Raw genomic sequence first — 16,834 nt, forward strand, 5'->3', positions numbered from 1 at the left:
CACTGCTCCCTGACCTTCGGGCTGATTATCAGTTCCGAAGCTCAGGGAGCAGGTGTGTGTGCGGAAGCTTTAGGCTGAGACTCGTGCGGCACCTTCGGTGACCGCAGGGCGCAGCGGTGCAGGGATCTCGACGCTGCCATCGACAACGTCCAGCAATCCGACGGATTCCAACTGGCGCAAGCGTGGGATCAGCACCGAAGAAGTGTCATCAATAGAGCCGGAGTCTTTGATGAATGCGGCGGTCTGGGCTGCTGCATCGTCGTCGGCATCCAACGTGAGCGTCTGGTACACATAGGTGGCTACAAGTTCTTCGGCGGCATCAAGTTGGTCGAAGTCTTCGAAACCAAATGGTTGGGCGTTTTTGCCCGGTTGTATCTTGGTGGAAGTGACCTCGACCAGTTCGGTCTCCTGCAAGGCGGTCCAAAACGCCATCAGTTCAGGAATGGCCTGAGCAGACGTGACATACCGGGTCGAACGTGGTGCGGCCGGGACGGTCAGATCGAGATCTGAGGCAACGGACTCTTCGTCGGCGGGTTTTTTGGCCACGCCTTCGGCATCAATGCCAACGGTTGCGGCCACATCTTTGATGTCGGCACGTTTGGGCAGCCCGGTACCGGTGACCGCATGCGATTCGCCCATCCACTGGAAGAATTCTTTGACCCCGGCCATGAACTGGGTCTCAACGATCGCGGTGTAGCGGGCCTGGGGACCGTCCGCGGAGGACTCGCTTGTGTCAGCGGTCTCATCGACCACCTCAACGACTTCCTCGGTCGCTGCGGCCGGTGCTGCTTGGGCAGGTTCAGACGCGGTTTCAGGTTCCGATGGGGTGGCCGGTTCGCTGACTTCTTGTTCTGGCAAGAGCGCATCGAGGGTCTCATCAAAGGAATCGCCCCGCTGGGTGGCTACCGTGGCCAGCGCAGCAGTCACGAGATATGCTGTCGCCCCAGCCACGGTTGGTTCTGGGTTGCGTTGCAGCAGGCTGGCAGCCGAGCGCAGTGCGCGGCCTTTACTTGCCAGGACATCAACGGCGGTGGTGACATCTCGCATGCTTCTGGGCACGTCACGCTGGATAAGACGGACCGCCCCGTTTTGCAGCTGGTTTTGTGCATACCAGGCATCCAGCGACTCCATGGCCACTACGGATAACTGGGCCGCACTGGGGCGACCATTATTGGCTTCGGGGCCAATACCGTCCAGGATTTCTTCGGCTTGTGCCGGTTGGTCACCATGTAGGGCCAACGCAATTTCTCGCAACGTATTTATTGTGCGCGCTCGTTCATCACTCACGTGGGTATCAACTCCAACTAGGGCCGCTTAACGGCGAAAACATTCTTATTCCCAGGTGACGTTATCAAAAATAGCTGGGAAATTTGCGGTAAAGGGCGCCAATCCGCGCAAGAAGTCTCGCACAACACCGTGAAATCTGGTGCACAGCAGTCCGCATTCAGAGGTCTACGGGCGTTGATATTTCTCATCTGGCCATCTTGCCGCCACGGCATTGCGCGTGATTTCGCATCAGCGTTGCCCCTGGCCAACCGTTGGTGGCCTCGGCCCCGGCTGCAGCTCAGGCTATAGGACCCAGCATCGTGGCGCCGATGTTGAACACCCAGTCTTCTGTGAGGAAGTTTTCAGAATTCTTGCCCTAGCCAGGCGCTGTTATGCCAGGAATAATGGCAAACGAGAGGAGCTGATTACGTATGATTCAGGACCCTAAACACCGGAAGAACGACGACGAGGACTACATCGACGAAGAAAATGAGTCCGAAGAACGGGAAGACGCTGTGGTGGAGGAACAAGGCAAGGAATCTTTCCCTGCCTCGGATCCACCAGCGAACTACTAAATCCCACTAACGCGACGCATTCAGGCGCAGAGGAATTGTTCTTCTGCGCCTGAACTGTGCTCAGCTTAGGAACCTAGGGCACTACCGACGACGCGGGAGGTGTGGCGTTGGTCAGTGCGTAGCACTTCGATCAGGTCTTCGACTGTTGTTCCTGCCAGCGTGGGCCAAACGGTCAAACCCGGTTGGGGCGATAACGGCAGAATATTCGGCACGCCCACGGTGGTCAGTCCTGCAGCCAGTGCAGAGGTCACCCCGGTGAGTGAATCTTCAATCGCAACCATCCCGTTTATGCCCATTGTGGTGGGATCTGCCGCCCGGTCGATCAGCCGCTGGGCAGCCAACAGGTATGGGTCGGGTTCAGGTTTGCCGCGCTCCACCGAGGTGCCGGTGACTTGTACGGGGAAGGTGTCCTCGGGCAGATGCTGGATGACTTCATCGGCCAGCGCGGTTTCACTCATCGTCACGAGCGCACACGGCACCGACGCTGCGTGCAGCTGTTGCAACAATTCTCGGGCGCCGGGTCGCCATGGGACCCGCTGCCGCACCTGCCGGGCAACCGAGTGCGTGAGGCGGTCGATAATATCGCGGATGCCCAGATCGACGCCGGCCTGCTGTAACGCGACCGCCGACAGTGGCAACGCGTTCCCAATCAGCGCCTCCGACTGTTCGACGGACCATGGTTTGCCATATTCATCCAGCAGTTCTACCTCGGCGTTGTACCAGTAGGGCTCGGTATCTACCAGCGTGCCATCCATATCCCACAGCACAGCCTGCAGCGTTTGCGTCACGATTATCTCCTGAAAAACTTTGCCCGCCCACTGACGGGCCGGAACTTCCCCACACTATAGTGACCAACAATTCTTACCCGAGGTGATGTCAGTATGGACCCGCGGTGTCGTCCAGGTGACTGGTTTGCGAACTCTGCTTCGAATAGCGCGCCCAGGGCTGTGGGATAGGTGTGGCCCTGTGGGACCAAGTGTGCTGGACTAGGAAGCATGGCGATTTCTGATGCACTCACAGCACACGACCGGCAACACCTACAGCGCTGCGTCGACTTAGCGCGCGAAGCCCTGGCCGCCGGCGATGAACCCTTCGGTTCGATCCTGGTCGATGCTCAAGGCCGCGAACTTTTTGCCGATCGCAATCGCGTCTCAGGCGGTGACCAAACACAACACCCTGAGTTTGCCATTGCCCGGTGGGCGGCGAGCAATCTCTCCGAAGAGCAGCGCGCCACGGCCACCGTCTACACTTCTGGTGAGCATTGCCCCCTGTGCGCTGCGGCGCATGCACTCGTGGGACTGGGCCGGATTGTGTACGCCTCCAGCACCGCACAGCTAACCGCTTGGCACGCTGATTGGAACATTCCTGCCGGGCCGGTAGCAGCGCTGCCGATCCAGCAGGTTGCGCCCGGGATCGAGGTCGCCGGACCCGATGCTGAACTGAGCGCACAGGTACGTGACCTTCAAGCGCAATTACACGGTGTCGACAATGTTTAAGGGTGTTCAGTCCACGAGTTAGCCAGAGTTTGGGCAAATTCAAGTGTTTCTTGACTAAGTTCACAGGTCTGGATCGTTGATTCAGCATTGACCACACCACCTCGACCCGTAAGACTCGAAGAACGAAGCATTAGCTTGTCAATTGCAAGGAGTGATGAGAGCATGAAACTTTTTAGATTCGGACGAATCGTGACATTCGGTCTGGGCGCTGCCGTGGGCTACTACCTGGGCAACCGTGAAGGCCGCGACCAAGCCAAACAAGCCTTTGAGCAGGCTAAGCAGTCTGCTCAAGAATTCTGGACCGACCCCAAGACCCAAGAACAGGTGCATAAGGCTGCCGAGTACGCCACCGATACGTTGAAGGAGAAAGCTCCTAAACTTGGCGGTGTCTCAGAAAAAGCTGCCGACCTGATCGACAAATCGACCGGGTATGAGGGCGAATCGCAGGATCATTCCAACAGCTCAAATGCCGATCCGAAGAATGATCGGGCCGGGAATGAGACCGCCGATGCCAATGGCGATGTTGTCAGCGACCCAGCAACCCCGCTGGAAGAAGAAGGCGGCACCACCGCCACGCGCAACAACTCGTGACGCGGTTGCTCGCCCAGTGAAGCTCATGGGAGTGGTAGTTGATACAGCATCAACTACCACTCCCAAACTTTTTAACTCGTGCCACCTACCGCGGCGAGTTCAGCAGCGAAACCGTCCCGCCACGAAGGATATCTTGGCTGCCACTTCAGGGTGTGTTTTGCCTGAGTGTTGTCGGCCCCGCGTAGCCGGGTCATATACGCCACGCCCCAGGTTCCAACGGCATATCCGGCCAGCACGGCTGAGACCCGTTTCGGTTCTGGGGCGCCCATCATCTGAGCCAGGGCAGGCAGCCACTCGCGCACCTGTGCGGGCTCATCATCCACGATATTGAACACCCCCGGTTGGTCAGCCTGCAGCGCGGCTAACACGGCTTGGGCAGCATCGTGGACGTGGAGAAAAGAAAACGTGGCGTTGCCGTCAGCGACCAGTGGCATTTTGCCGCGTTCCACGTCGTTGAAGAACCACCCGTCGGAGGCGAAACCGGTGCCCGGCCCGTAGAGGTGGCCGAAGCGAAGTACTGTACCGCGTGCGGCGACCGTGATGGCCTCAAGCCGCTTCACACCGTCCAGGATCACATCAAACGGTTTTGGTGGATCTCTCCACAGGGCGGCCTTCTCATCGGCTAATGTGGTACCTCGTGGTTCGTAGCCAAAGGCAATACTTTGGCAGATAAAGTGGCGAACTCCGGCTCGTTGCGCTGCGAACCGCAGATTTTCGGTACCAACTTTGCGCAGCCGATTGGTCATCACAAAATCGGCGTCAATACGCTTGTGCGTGATCCGATCGGGTAACGCCGTCAAGAGATTCACGACGGCATCGGGTTGGTTTTCCATGACTACGTCTACCACGGCATCGCGGTCTAAAGCATCCACCGCTAAGGCGGTGGTACCCATCTGACCGCGCACGGACCTGGCGAGACCTACGACTTCGTGACCGGCGGCTTCTAACATGGGAACTAATTGTTTTCCGATGACTCCGCTAGCACCTGCTACTAACACCTTCATGGCCCAGTCTCCTCATCACGGGCTCACCATTTTACGCGGTACAGGCACGCTCTCACAAGGGTAATTAGGTGCATCGGGAGTGGAGGTTGCGTCAAAGCACAGGCCTTCTCAACAACGGCAGCTTCTCGTGCACCTGAACGCACACCTCGTAGTGATAACACGAGTCGTCGAGTTTCCCCAGACCCGTTGACCCCGTTGCAGTGCAGGTTTACGATAAAAGCACTTCTTCCCCTGCAGTTTAGGGGCCGTCATGGCTGTACCTGAGCGAGACGCTATCCGTGCGGTGGATGGTTCAACAGTGTCGCCGCCGATCCCTGATGTGCCCGGTTTTGAGCACTTCTTCGTCGATACGGGTGATCTCCAGTCGCATGTCGCCATCATCGGCGAAGGTGAACCGGCCGTGATGTTGCACGGTTTTCCCGAACATTGGTGGCAATGGCGGGACATCGCACCGATCCTAGCCACCGCAGGATACCAAGTGGTGTGTCCTGATCTACGCGGCGCTGGCTGGACCATAGCAGCCAACTCACAGCTGGACCGCGAAACGCGCCTGCATGACCTCATGAGCTTGCTCGCTGTTCTCGAGATCGAACGCGCCCACGTGGTCTCACACGATATGGGTGTGCTGACTGCCATGCAGCTGAGCTACTTGCACCCTCAACGGGTGCGCACCGCGGTGCAGTTATCAGTCTTCCCGGGGTTTGCTAGTTTCCATCCCAAACTGGCTCCAGCGTTTCAACACTTGCCACGGTTCATCTGGCACCGTCCCGGTGCATCACTTGCAGGAACCTTCGCTGGAAGATACGTTGTGCATCCAATGTCGCAAGAGACCATCGAGACGTATCTCGCCCCGATGCAACGTACCGAAATCGATGCAGCAGTGCGACCCCTCACCCGGCGCATAATCATGCCTGAAGCGCTACGAATTGTTCGCGGGGTTTATCGCAAGCAACGTCTGGAGGCCCCCACCCTGGTGGTGTACGGACGCCAAGACGCTCCGACCACCGAAGAGTTGATCCAACAGATCTGTCGCAACCCCGAACGCTACGCGGACCACGTCGAGTTCGCCTATGTTGAGGACGCAGCGCACTTTATCACCGACGATGCACCAGATGCGGTAGCAGAGCTGTGTATGGACTGGTTCCAACGGGCCGGTTGAGCTGCTCCCGCAGCGAGCTGGCCTCTACCAAATTTGCCGTGCATGAGGGAAAGAAAAACCGGCACCTGAACAATCAGGTGCCGGTCTCGTTGTGGGCCCTGCGGGGATCGAACCCGCGACCTGCGGATTAAAAGTCCGATGCTCTACCAACTGAGCTAAAGGCCCACGGTCCGTTTAGGACCGATTAACGATTGTAGCGTATTTTGCTGTGGAACAAAATTTAGCCCGATGCCTGTCATTGGTGGGCAAATTTGCCCTATGCTGTCGTGGGTACGCGTAAAACAGTCTAGGAGTACGCTTGAGGAATCAGCGCGGCAGTTCAGTCGGCATCACATACAGCCGCCCCAAACTGATGCCACTAGAAGAATTCGAGCATCGTTCGGGAGGGTTAGACCCCGCCGAGGTGTTTTCTGCTGCCCAAACCGTTGCTGCCAAACTGGTCGCCACCGGTCAAGATCCCAACGCTGACCAAGCAACCGTCGACTGGCTCGTCGATTTAGTCGCCGATGTCGGCCTCGATACGATGGCCCGTCTCTGGGCTGATGCCCCAGCTGTGACCTACGGGGGCGCCCTATGGCGGCTCTACGCACTGCAGCAGGCCACCCAACGCGACGGCGAGATGTGGGCCACTTGGTATCGGGCTGGCAGTGAAGCCTATGCATCGCGCGTCATAGCGGGAGCGACCGAGCCGCCACGGGCACGAGATTTGCAAACCTTAATTACCAAGATCCTGACCGGCGTCTATTCCGGTGACTTTGGGATCGCGCTGGAACGCGGTGGCGCTTATGCCCGAGTGATCGCCGCTGGACAGCATCAGCACGCCGAACGGCTCGAAGACTTCAACCCGGCGGCTGCTGCGGCCTTGGAGCATCGTTCCGTGAAATTGCAGCGCACCGCGACCGAACTGGAACTGTGTGCTACCGCCTGGCGGCAAGAGCGACTGCCAGTGGAACGTCCAGAGCAGCGACCAACAGATTAATCCGACGGTTGGTTAACTTTCGGTGTGTAAAGTAACGAACCATGAAGCTGTCTGTAACGCGCTTATTTTCCGCTGATGAATCAGGCGCGGCCCACGTTCGAACGCTTGCCAAACTCCTGGTGGAGTCGGTAGATCTGGTAACCCAGATGTTCGGGGCCTCCCCAGAGACCGGGGCCGACCTGGATGCGCAGCTCGATAATCTCAACGAACGAGCCTCGCGAACTCAGACCACCATGCTCACCGCGTTACGCAGTGCCTACCTGACACCCTTGCCCCGCGAAGACCTCTACCTGTTGGGCACCTGGATCAATCGGGCGGTTGAAGCCGTTGCCATCACCGGCACCATCATTCACGCGACCCGCCAATACCGGCTGCCCGCACGCGCCGGGGATGTGCTCGAGATTCTCACCCGCCAAGCCGACCTTGTCCTAGACACCACCGGACAGCTCAGCCAACCCGATGAGTTGGAAAGCACCTGGATGCACCTGGAGCGCCTGACCCATCAGGCCCAACGAGCGCTGGTCACCTGGCGTCTCACCGACGCCGATGAGCTGCTCGCCAGACACTACTACCGCCAACAAGAAGTCGCCCGCTCCTTGGAAGCGACCTTTATGACCCTTCGGGAATTCTCCACCCAGCTAGGACGGATCTTGGTGCGTGATTCCTAAATGGGCACCTTTCTTCTGCTCGCTGCGGTCCTGATCCTCACCGCAGCTTTTAGTTTTGTCGTGGCCGGACGCGACACCCCCAACGCGGTAGCACTGCCCATCGCAGCTGGCGCGCTGACCCCGGGCACGGCCCTGTCGATGACGGCTGTCATGCGCGTCGTGGGCGCGATCATGGGTGTTGGCTCCATCCAATTTTTTGCCGCCGGTTTCGTCGCGCTGGTACCCGAAGGTGATATCGGATTAGTAGTTACCGCCATCGGCGTGGCCGTTGCACTGGCGTGGGCGCTGTTTACTTGGTGGAAGGGCGTGCTCGTCTCCTCCTCACACGCGTTGACCGCAGCGATTACCGGTGGTGCTGTTGCGGTATCTGTTCTCGGGGCTGGACATCTGATCGTCGATGATCTCTCACCGGTGGCGATCAACCTCGCCCTGTCGTTGATCGCTTCCCCCGTGTTGGCGGTGCTCCTGGCTTGGGTAGTAGCCATCCCGTTGACCTGGTTGACCAAAAACGTTGCACCACACCGGGTGGCGTATAGTTCCCGAGGCACACTGGCCATCACGGCCGCAGCGAACGCACTGGGACATGGCGTCCAGTATGGGCAACGCCTGTACATTGTTGCGCTGATGTCCGTCACCGCAGCCGGGGCTGACGCGATCCCCCACTGGGCTTTGGCTTGGACCATCATCGTCCTGTTGGGGTTGGGCACTTTCGTCACAGCGTGGCGCGTCAATTACACCCTGACGCGTCGCATCACCGTGCTGGACCCGATGCACTCGGCGATCGCGTCCTCGACCTCTGCCTTGCTGTTGCTCGTGGGATCCTTTATGTTGCACATTCCCTTATCGTCATCCATCACCACGGTTGCGGCCATCACCGGCGCGGGGACGGCACAAAACAGTGGAGCAGTTCGTTGGGCGCAAGTGCTGCGACTCATGACCTATTTTTTGATGACGGTCATCGTGTGCGCGGCACTTGGTTTTGGTCTGCTAAGCCTGGTCATGACACAGCTCTGACCTGGCGCGCACCGGTGATACCCACGCCCCGGAAAGTGGCAGCAGAGACTGATGAGGTTCGCGGCATACAGGATTGAAGAGAAACCCTGTGATAACGCGATGTTGCAGAGAATTTACGGCCCCGAGAAGCGCTGTTGCTAAGCCAACCTGTGGCGGATAGAGTGACAGTAGATGTCGGGTTGCGGTACCCCCGGGCTCCAAATTATTAGCCGCTTCGAGCGGCCACACGCCGTGAGGCGTGCCCGGCCCGACATCGCTGAATTACCCAAAGTCCCCGGTCTGAAAACGCGTTTCAGACCGGGGACTTTGCTGTTCAATTGGGTTTAGCCGAAGCGTCCAGAAATGTAGGCTTCAGTTTGCTCGTTGGCCGGATTGTTGAAGATCGTGGTGGTGTCGTCGTATTCAATCAGCCCACCTGGCTCACCAATGGCCTGCAGGTTGAAGAAGGCGGTTTTGTCAGCCACGCGTGCAGCCTGCTGCATATTGTGGGTCACGATCACCACCGTGTAATCCTGCTTGAGTTCATGAATGAGATCTTCAATCGCCAGAGTCGAAATCGGGTCCAATGCGGAGGCCGGCTCGTCCATGAGAATCACATCGGGTTCAATCGCGATCGTCCGAGCAATACACAAGCGCTGCTGCTGGCCACCGGAAAGCCCTCCACCTGGACGGTCCAATCGATCTTTAACTTCATCCCACAGGTTCGCACCGGTCAGGGAGCGTTCCAAAATGGCATCCGAATCGGATTTGGCTAACCGGATCCCATTGAGCTGGTAACCAGCAAGCACGTTTTCGCGGATCGACATGGTCGGAAACGGGTTGGGACGCTGGAAAACCATGCCCACCGTGGACCGCACGCGAACCGGGTCCACCGTGGGTGCGTTGATATCTTCGTCGTCGAGGAGGATCTGGCCTTCGGCGCGGGCACCCGGGGTCACTTCGTGCATCCGGTTTAGGGTGCGCAAGAAGGTGGTTTTACCGCAACCGGATGGGCCAATGAATGCCGTGACGGATTGGGGTTCAATTTCGATGTTGACATCTTTAACCGCTAGGAAGTCGCCGTAGTAGCAGTTGAGGTCAATGGTCTGAATACGTTTTGCCATGGAGGTAGGTTCCTTTGAAGCGTCGCGGACCGGGGACTATTTGCCGGTCTTCGGAGCGAATTTTTTAGCAATGACACGGGCGATCAAGTTCAAGCCCATGACGATGACGATCAGCACGAGCGCGCCCGCCCAAGCGCGTGCGGTCGAAGGATCGCCTGCTGCTGGTGCAGTCGGGTTGGTCAACTGGCGATAGATAAACACCGGCAAGGCGGTCATCCACTCGGAGAACGGGTTCCAGTTGGTGGTCGCAGCATAACCGGCGGTGACCAGAATCGGCGCGGTTTCACCGGTGACACGGGCGATAGCCAGGGTGACACCGGAGGCGATACCGGACATCGCGGTGGGGAGCACGACCTTCATGATGGTGCGCCATTTGCGCACACCCAATGCGTATGAGGCTTCGCGCAGTTCGTCTGCGACGACGCCCAGCATCTCTTCGGTCGAACGCACAACCACCGGGATCATCAGCACGCTCAGGGCCAGCGCGGCGGCAAAACCGGTCTTGACCGACTGCAGTGCCTGCGGCGATGAGCCGACCGTTAGTTCGATCAGTAGCGTGAGTCCCGCAAAAGCGAACAGCCCGGCAACGATCGATGGGATACCGGTCATGACGTCCACGAAGAACCGGATGGCACGAGAGAACTTGTTGCGGTTGGCGTATTCCACCAAATAGATCGAAGCAAACAGCCCCACCGGGATGGAGATCACGCTGGCGAGCAGAGTGATCATGAGCGTGCCGACCAGGCCGTGGAGAATACCACCTTGCAGCGGTTCGCCTTCGGTCTGCGTGGCGATGTCAGTCGCTCCGACCACGCCCTGCATGTCGGTGGTCAACAGGCCAGGATGCGACAGCAACGTCGGTAGGCCTTGGGACAGCACCGACCAGACCACTGAGATCAGTGGGACTAACGCGATGAGAAATGCCGTCCACACCAGGTGGCGCCATAACTCGTCCCGGGCCTTGAGACGATCTTCGAGCACGCGGCTGGTCACGTACATCGCAAGAATGTATGCGGCCGCCCCGATCAGCAGGAAGCCGACGATGCTGAAGGATTCGAAGAAGAACAGATTGATGAGCAGCGCGAAAATTGCGGCACCTGCAGCGGCCGCCATCCAGCTCCAGGACGGCTTCCGGTTTGCGGTCAGCGAGTCCAACCGCTTCATCTTATTGCGTGGGGGCATGTCTTCTGGCTTCTTCCGACCGTGAGGGTCCTGAGAGGTGGGAGCCTTTGGGGTGGCGGTGGGACGGGAGGAAATTTGTGAACTCATGACAGCCCCTCAGCTTTCTTCGCCTGACGGTCGACGATCGCTCTGGCGATCACGTTGACGACCAGTGTGATGACAAACAGCATCAGTCCCGCAGCGATCAGTTCGGCTTGACGCTGGCCGAAGGCTTCGGGGAAGTTGAGTGCGATTTCGGAAGGAATCGTGGCGTTGGCGCCCGAGGTGATCAGCGACCAGGAGAACCCACCCGGGGACAGCACCATGGTCACGGCCATGGTCTCACCCAGTGCGCGTCCTAGCGCCAGCATGATCGACGAAATGATACCGGCCCGAGCAAATGGGAAAACGGTCATTTTGATCATTTCCCAGCGCGTGCCACCCAAGGCTAGGGCTGCTTCTTGGTGCAGGTGTGGGGTCTGGAGGAAGATCTCGCGGCATAGCGCGGTCATGATCGGCAGTACCATCACGGCTAGTACAACGCCGGAGGTGAGGATCGTGCGGCCGGTATTGGAGGGGTCACCGGCAAACAGTGGAATGAAACCCAGGTTGTCGTGCAACCACTGATAGATCGGCACCATCAGCGGGGCCAGGACAAGCATGCCCCATGCGCCATAGACCACCGATGGGATAGCAGCCAGCAAGTCAATCACGTAACCGATGGTCGAAGAGAACCGACGGGGCGCGTAGTGGCTGATGAATAGTGAAACGCCGATGGCGATAGGGGTGGCCAGCAGCAGCGCGATGGCCGAGACGATAACGGTGCCTGCCATGAGCGGCCAGACATACGACCAGAAATCGGTTGCCTCTTCTGCGCCCGGACCGAATGCGTCCGGTGCGATGGCTGGCAGGGACCGGATAAGCAGGAAAGCTGCGACGAAGGCCAGCACGACCAGAATGATGACGCCGCCGGTCCAGGATAGGCCATAAAAGACTTTATCCCCCACCTCGGAAGTGGTTCTACGCGCTTGAGTCTTGGTGCGCGGGGATGTGGTTGTCACGTTTGTACTCCTGAAACGTTTACTGACTAAAAAGAGCCTTCAAGCTGATACCACCGCTTGTGGTGCCAGGCGGTGGTATCAGCTACGAAAGCTTAACGCGTGGCCTAGCCGGCTACGGAGATCGCTTCGATGCGTTCAGTTGCTTCGTCGCGGATGGTGTCTGAGATTGGTGCAGAACCGGCTGATTCTTCAGCGGCGGCTTGACCTTCTTCAGAGATCACGTAGTTACCGAATGCTTTGACCTGCTCGACCAGACCTTCGTCTTCGTATTCATCACAGAAGATGTGGTAGGAGATCATCACGATCGGGTAGACGCCTTCTTCTTCGGTGCTGCGGTCAAGAACGCGAGCGCCTTCGGAGTCTGGGTCTTCTTCTGCTGATTCCACAGCGGATGCTGCAGCTTCAGCGGAGTATTCGACGTAGTCTTCGCCAACGCCAACAGCTACGGTGGACAGGCCACCGATCTGGGAGGCGTCAGCATAGGTGATGGCACCGTCGGTGTCGGTGGTCAGCGAGACGACACCGGAAGTCTGCTGGGCGGATTCACCGGTCAGATCTTCTGGCCAAGCATCGGAAGCTTCCCAGGTCCAGGCGTCGCCTGCTGCACCGTTGAGGTAGTCGGTGAAGTTTTCGGTGGTGCCGGAGTCATCGGAGCGGTGCACAACGGTGATATCGGTCGATGGCAGATCGACGTCTTCGTTCTGCTCGGCGATTTCTTCGTCATCCCAGGTGGTGATTTCGCCCGCGAAGACCTTGGCGATGGTCTCTGGGTTCATGTTCAGGGTGTCGACGCCTTCAAGGTTGAAAGCAACCGCTACCGGGGAGATGTAGGACGGCACATGGAATGGGCTGCCTGAACCGCAAGCCTGTTCCTGTTCGTCGCTGTCCATCGCGGAGTCTGAGCCTGCGAAGCTGTACTGGCCGGCGATGAAACCTTCACGGCCCGAACCGGAACCGACTGGGTCGTAGTTCACGGTCAGGTCGGGGTATGTTTCGGTGATGTCGGAGGTCCATGCGGTCATGGCTGCTTCTTGCGACGAAGCACCGCCACCGACCAGGGTGCCCGAAACTTCGGCTGCGGCTTCGTCGCCACCGGCGTTATTGGCGTTGTCGCCTTCGGCGGCGTCGTCGGATCCACAGGCTGCAAGGGCCAGCGCGGCTACTGATGCGATAGCGGCCGAGCGGTAAAAGCGCGAAAACTTCACGGTGTTTTCCTCTTTCGAGTTTGTTGTGAGACATGTTGTTGGGCCATTGCTTGCGTGGCGGTGGCCCGAACTACCCATGAAGCTACGCAGGGTAGGTAACCTTCTGGCATTCGAAGTATTAACGCTTGGTTAACTCTTGGCTACGGACGGCTTTTACCACTATTTTTTTGCGACCTCGTAGGATAAAGGCATGTCTGAGCGCATGCATACCACCCCGTTACCCGTCCAACCGGAACCCAAGGGTTGGCCACGGGTCAAGAAGTTCGTTTCATCGCGGTTTCGTTCCGGTGCTTGGCGTGCCCGAAAAGCGCTTATTCCCGCCGCGACATCGGCGATTGCCGCTGTCGCAGCCTATGCTTTTGCCAGTATTATTTTCGGTCACAGCGAGCCCTATTTCGCCGCGACCGCAGCCTTAATTTCCTTGGGTTTCGGGCGTGACCCGCACATCCGAAAAGCCCTAGAAGTGTCCATCGGTGTGACGTTAGGCATATTCGTTGGGGACACCCTCCAAACCCTACTGGGGCAGGGCTACTGGCAGGGTGTCATCGTGGTCTTCGTGACGATCATCCTGGCACGCTTTATTGACTCGGGGGTCATTTTCACCACCCAGATGTCGATTCAGTCGGTGTTGATCGTGCTACTACCGATTCCGCCCGAGGGGCCCTTTAGCCGGTCGTTGGATGCGGTGATCGGCGGGATCATCGCGATTGCGATCACGATGCTTACTCCGGTGTCGGTCCGCCGCGAAGCTGTGGCTGGCTTTCGCGAATTGTTCACTTCCATCACCGGGGTCTTCCGAGAACTGTCCCACGCGCTAGAGTCGCACGATTCGCGCGGCGGTTGGGTGGCGCTGATCGAGGCTCGTGGGTTGCAAACCAAGATCGATGCGGTGCGCGCCGAACTGGCCGCCGCAGATGAGCACGCGACCTACGCCCCGACTCGACGTTCGGCTCGACAAGATCTGCAAGAGATGTCTCGCACCCTAGAAAAGACCGACTTGGCGGTGCGTTCACTGCGGATCATCGCCCGCCGGGTGATCACCGTGATCGATGAAGTCGACGGAAAGACCGAAGCCGTTGACGATCTGGAGCGGATGGCTTCCTGGTTCGGTGACGCAGGCGATGCTGTGGCGGTGCTGGGCCGGTCGGTTTCCGAACCGGTGGCTCCGGGGCGGCATCGCTCGCTGTCGGTCGCACGCGATGCACTGGGGTCGGTCACAACCAAACTCACCCCCCGAAATCTGGGGGCAGGGACCCTCCACGGCGAGGCCCTAGTGATGATGTGTCGGCCCATGATGGTTGATTTCTTAGAGGCCACCGGCTCAGACCATGATGAGGCCACCAGCTACTTACCCACACTGGGCAACTAACTGGCTTATCGTGTCCTAACCGGCGACTAAGCTTAGCGACATGTCGAAGTCGAAGACCAAACTTGCCTATAAATGCTCCGAGTGCGGGTGGATGACCGCCAAATGGACGGGCCGCTGTGGCGAATGCCAGGCCTGGGGCACGATCGAAGAAGCCGGGGTGACCCCAACCTCCACCCGGACCGCTCCAGCGCGGGTGGATATCGATCACCTGGCCCAACCCATCACCGAGGTCGATGCGTCGCACGCTGAAAGCTTCCCAACCGGGGTGTCTGAATTCGACCGGGTCTTGGGTTCCGGGTTAGTCCCCGGTGCGGTCATCCTGTTGGCGGGTGAACCCGGGATCGGCAAATCAACCATGGCATTAGATATTGCCGGTCATGTGGCAGCAACCCGGCGCGATGACGGCAAGCAGCGCAAAACCCTGTATCTGACCGGTGAAGAAGCAGCCGCCCAAGTGCGTTTACGGGCCGAACGCATCGGGGCGATGAAACCGAACCTGATGCTGGCCGCAGAAACCGATCTAGGCCAGGTGCTGGGACAGATCGAACAGCTGCAACCGGACTTTATGGTCATTGACTCCGTCCAGACGATCCAATCTGCCTCGATTGACGGCACTCCGGGTGGCCGGATGCAGATCCAAGAAGTCACCGCCAGTATCATCCGGTTGGCCAAACGCTACAATATCGCCACCATTCTGGTCGGGCACGTGACCAAAGAGGGCAGTATCGCCGGTCCGCGCACCATGGAACACCTCGTCGATGTGGTCTGCCAATTCCACGGCGACCGACACTCACAACTTCGGTTCATCCGCTCGGTCAAAAACCGGTACGGCTCAACTGATGAGGTTGGCTGCTTCAGTATGCGAGATTCCGGGATTGAGTCCATTGACGATCCCTCGGGGCTGTTTATTAATACCTTCGAAACTCCGGCCCCCGGCACAGCTATTACCGTGACCATGGATGGTCACCGCCCACTGATGACCGAAGTCCAAGCACTCGTGGCCGAAAGCGCGGGAGGCTCCCCGCGCCGCGTGGTCACGGGTCTGGTGCAGTCACGGTTGAATACCGTAGTGGCGATTCTTTCGCGCCACTTGCGTCTCAACATGTCCACCGAAGACGTTTACGCCTCCACCGTAGGCGGGATTAATGTGCACGAACCGGCCGCCGACCTGGCACTTGCCGCAGCGATCCTCTCATCTCGCGGATCCCTGCCGCTACCGCGCAGTACCGTGACCATCGGCGAGCTATCCCTTGCCGGGGAGCTGCGTCCGGTGCCCGGGATCGATCGCAGGCTCAAAGAAGCCCACCGGCTAGGTTTTCACAGCGCGATCATCCCGAAAGATGACGGCATCAAAGTGCCCAAGGGCATGCACGTGGTGCAAACCGACTCGCTAGAAGAGGCCATGGCCAAACTCTTCGACCCCAGCCTCCGTCCACCACCGCGGCCCAAACCCGGAGCGCGGCTAGCCGATGTCATCAAACTCGACCAAGACGACGTGTGGGACGACTAACTACTCGAGCTCAAACTCCACCGGTTCAGCGGTTCGATCCCCGATACTGACCACCAGCTGATACTGGCCGGGTTCAACATCTTCAACCTCCGACTCGCAGTCCTCGTCGGTACTGAAGCGTTCCCACTGGAAGTTGACGGATTCAGATTGCCCAGGCTCCATCTCAACAATCTGCTCCTGCGGGTCCACCTGGCAGGCACGGGTAGCGAAGACGAACTGGCCATCCATATCTTCGACCACAAAGTTTTGCTGATCCGAACCCAACGACGCATCACATAAAACGTCCCCATCATGGGTGATGGTCATAGTGAACCGCGGGTCCTCATCCTCGGCATAAACTTCCTGATCAGTTGAGCCCGTGACCGTCAAAAATTCGGGATCGCAAGCATTAGCCAACTCATCGTCGTCTTCGTCGTCCGTTTCAGTCTCGGTCGGAGAAGGCGAAACCGTCTCGGTCACCGTGGGCGAAGGATCAGGTGCGGCATTATCGTCGTCAGAAGTAAACAAGCCAATGAGGGCCCAAATGGCCCAGCCAATCAACGCCAAAATGATGAGCAAAATGATCACCGCAACGATACGACGTCGTCGCAAAATATGTGGCGGGATCTTTCGAGGACGCGGGGGAAGCTGTTGGTCGGACATAGTGAATAGTTTAGCCACTCAACCGGCAAAA

The 16,834-nt window shown here is 58.6% G+C and carries 17 protein-coding genes and 1 tRNA gene; 9 read left to right on the plus strand and 9 right to left on the minus strand.

Annotated elements, in window-relative coordinates; genetic code table 11:
- Positions 1–69 precede the first annotated feature (69 nt).
- Positions 70–1,287 (minus strand): hypothetical protein, encoded by a 1,218-nt coding sequence (locus tag J2S62_RS11765; protein WP_310174949.1) that lies wholly within the window; start codon positions 1,285–1,287, stop codon positions 70–72.
- Positions 1,288–1,697: 410 nt separating this feature from the next.
- Here J2S62_RS11765 and J2S62_RS11770 point away from each other — a divergent pair, with 410 nt between their 5' ends.
- Entirely contained in the window at positions 1,698–1,841 is a 144-nt protein-coding gene (locus J2S62_RS11770; RefSeq protein ID WP_310174951.1) for a hypothetical protein, read from the plus strand.
- Between the two features lie 65 nt (positions 1,842–1,906).
- Here J2S62_RS11770 and J2S62_RS11775 read toward each other — a convergent pair whose 3' ends face one another.
- Positions 1,907–2,629, minus strand: a complete 723-nt coding sequence (locus tag J2S62_RS11775; RefSeq protein WP_310174953.1) for an HAD family hydrolase — start codon at positions 2,627–2,629, stop codon at positions 1,907–1,909.
- Positions 2,630–2,836: 207 nt separating this feature from the next.
- On the opposite strand from J2S62_RS11775, the gene J2S62_RS11780 reads away from it, so the two are divergent.
- A complete protein-coding gene (locus tag J2S62_RS11780; RefSeq protein WP_310174956.1) occupies positions 2,837–3,337 on the plus strand; it encodes a nucleoside deaminase in 501 nt (166 codons plus the stop codon).
- A gap of 162 nt (positions 3,338–3,499) precedes the next feature.
- Positions 3,500–3,928 carry a hypothetical protein gene (locus tag J2S62_RS11785; protein ID WP_310174959.1) on the plus strand — a complete coding sequence of 143 codons (429 nt, stop codon included), beginning with the start codon at positions 3,500–3,502 and terminating at the stop codon, positions 3,926–3,928.
- 71 nt (positions 3,929–3,999) lie between these two features.
- Here the strand turns inward: J2S62_RS11785 and J2S62_RS11790 are convergent, their stop codons facing one another.
- Complete coding sequence (locus J2S62_RS11790; protein WP_310174961.1) at positions 4,000–4,932, minus strand: NAD-dependent epimerase/dehydratase family protein; 933 nt, start codon at positions 4,930–4,932, stop codon at positions 4,000–4,002.
- 250 nt (positions 4,933–5,182) lie between these two features.
- On the opposite strand from J2S62_RS11790, the gene J2S62_RS11795 reads away from it, so the two are divergent.
- Positions 5,183–6,091, plus strand: a complete 909-nt coding sequence (locus J2S62_RS11795) for an alpha/beta fold hydrolase (RefSeq protein WP_310174963.1) — start codon at positions 5,183–5,185, stop codon at positions 6,089–6,091.
- A 92-nt stretch (positions 6,092–6,183) separates the two neighbouring features.
- On the opposite strand, the gene J2S62_RS11800 is transcribed toward J2S62_RS11795, so the two are convergent.
- Positions 6,184–6,256: transfer RNA gene (locus J2S62_RS11800), tRNA-Lys, on the minus strand.
- A 133-nt stretch (positions 6,257–6,389) separates the two neighbouring features.
- Between J2S62_RS11800 and J2S62_RS11805 the strand changes: the two genes are divergently transcribed.
- Genes J2S62_RS11805 through J2S62_RS11815 form a run of 3 tightly spaced genes read left to right on the plus strand, consistent with a single transcriptional unit; the run spans position 6,390 to position 8,752 of the window.
- Entirely contained in the window at positions 6,390–7,070 is a 681-nt protein-coding gene (locus J2S62_RS11805; RefSeq protein WP_310174965.1) for a hypothetical protein, read from the plus strand.
- 41 nt (positions 7,071–7,111) lie between these two features.
- Positions 7,112–7,738: a hypothetical protein gene (locus J2S62_RS11810; RefSeq protein ID WP_310174967.1), complete on the plus strand. Its 627-nt coding sequence runs from the start codon at positions 7,112–7,114 to the stop codon at positions 7,736–7,738.
- Complete coding sequence (locus J2S62_RS11815; protein ID WP_310174969.1) at positions 7,739–8,752, plus strand: inorganic phosphate transporter; 1,014 nt, start codon at positions 7,739–7,741, stop codon at positions 8,750–8,752. It abuts the gene before it with no gap.
- A 323-nt stretch (positions 8,753–9,075) separates the two neighbouring features.
- Here the strand turns inward: J2S62_RS11815 and pstB are convergent, their stop codons facing one another.
- From pstB to J2S62_RS11835, 4 genes are all read right to left on the minus strand, one after another.
- Entirely contained in the window at positions 9,076–9,855 is a 780-nt protein-coding gene (pstB, locus tag J2S62_RS11820; RefSeq protein WP_310174971.1) for a phosphate ABC transporter ATP-binding protein PstB, read from the minus strand.
- A gap of 36 nt (positions 9,856–9,891) precedes the next feature.
- Positions 9,892–11,019, minus strand: a complete 1,128-nt coding sequence (gene pstA / locus J2S62_RS11825; RefSeq protein ID WP_407650015.1) for a phosphate ABC transporter permease PstA — start codon at positions 11,017–11,019, stop codon at positions 9,892–9,894.
- Positions 11,020–11,120: 101 nt separating this feature from the next.
- Positions 11,121–12,077, minus strand: a complete 957-nt coding sequence (gene pstC / locus J2S62_RS11830) for a phosphate ABC transporter permease subunit PstC (protein ID WP_310174973.1) — start codon at positions 12,075–12,077, stop codon at positions 11,121–11,123.
- A gap of 104 nt (positions 12,078–12,181) precedes the next feature.
- A complete protein-coding gene (locus J2S62_RS11835; RefSeq protein ID WP_310174976.1) occupies positions 12,182–13,282 on the minus strand; it encodes a phosphate ABC transporter substrate-binding protein PstS in 1,101 nt (366 codons plus the stop codon).
- A gap of 190 nt (positions 13,283–13,472) precedes the next feature.
- Between J2S62_RS11835 and J2S62_RS11840 the strand changes: the two genes are divergently transcribed.
- Together J2S62_RS11840 and radA are read left to right on the plus strand one after the other, a co-directional pair.
- Positions 13,473–14,651, plus strand: coding sequence for an FUSC family protein (locus J2S62_RS11840; protein ID WP_310174978.1), 1,179 nt, complete (start codon positions 13,473–13,475; stop codon positions 14,649–14,651).
- Positions 14,652–14,691: 40 nt separating this feature from the next.
- Entirely contained in the window at positions 14,692–16,161 is a 1,470-nt protein-coding gene (gene radA / locus J2S62_RS11845) for a DNA repair protein RadA (protein WP_310174980.1), read from the plus strand.
- Here the strand turns inward: radA and J2S62_RS11850 are convergent, their stop codons facing one another.
- Positions 16,162–16,803 (minus strand): hypothetical protein, encoded by a 642-nt coding sequence (locus tag J2S62_RS11850; protein WP_310174982.1) that lies wholly within the window; start codon positions 16,801–16,803, stop codon positions 16,162–16,164. It lies immediately after the preceding gene.
- Between the last annotated feature and the right edge of the window lie 31 nt (positions 16,804–16,834).

This window comes from Enteractinococcus fodinae, from assembly GCF_031458395.1.
GTDB classification, from domain to species: Bacteria; Actinomycetota; Actinomycetes; order Actinomycetales; family Micrococcaceae; genus Yaniella; species Yaniella fodinae.

What these genes read in the sequence shown, in the direction of transcription:
- J2S62_RS11785 (WP_310174959.1), top strand. Translation starts at nt 3,500, where the DNA reads ATGAAACTTTTTAGATTCGGACGAATCGTGACATTCGGTCTGGGCGCT.
- J2S62_RS11770 (WP_310174951.1), top strand. Translation starts at nt 1,698, where the DNA reads ATGATTCAGGACCCTAAACACCGGAAGAACGACGACGAGGACTACATC.
- radA (WP_310174980.1), top strand. Translation starts at nt 14,692, where the DNA reads ATGTCGAAGTCGAAGACCAAACTTGCCTATAAATGCTCCGAGTGCGGG.
- J2S62_RS11780 (WP_310174956.1), top strand. Translation starts at nt 2,837, where the DNA reads ATGGCGATTTCTGATGCACTCACAGCACACGACCGGCAACACCTACAG.
- J2S62_RS11810 (WP_310174967.1), top strand. Translation starts at nt 7,112, where the DNA reads ATGAAGCTGTCTGTAACGCGCTTATTTTCCGCTGATGAATCAGGCGCG.
- pstB (WP_310174971.1), bottom strand. Translation starts at nt 9,855, where the DNA reads ATGGCAAAACGTATTCAGACCATTGACCTCAACTGCTACTACGGCGAC.
- J2S62_RS11790 (WP_310174961.1), bottom strand. Translation starts at nt 4,932, where the DNA reads ATGAAGGTGTTAGTAGCAGGTGCTAGCGGAGTCATCGGAAAACAATTA.
- pstA (WP_407650015.1), bottom strand. Translation starts at nt 11,019, where the DNA reads ATGAAGCGGTTGGACTCGCTGACCGCAAACCGGAAGCCGTCCTGGAGC.
- J2S62_RS11840 (WP_310174978.1), top strand. Translation starts at nt 13,473, where the DNA reads ATGTCTGAGCGCATGCATACCACCCCGTTACCCGTCCAACCGGAACCC.
- J2S62_RS11815 (WP_310174969.1), top strand. Translation starts at nt 7,739, where the DNA reads ATGGGCACCTTTCTTCTGCTCGCTGCGGTCCTGATCCTCACCGCAGCT.
- J2S62_RS11850 (WP_310174982.1), bottom strand. Translation starts at nt 16,803, where the DNA reads ATGTCCGACCAACAGCTTCCCCCGCGTCCTCGAAAGATCCCGCCACAT.
- J2S62_RS11795 (WP_310174963.1), top strand. Translation starts at nt 5,183, where the DNA reads ATGGCTGTACCTGAGCGAGACGCTATCCGTGCGGTGGATGGTTCAACA.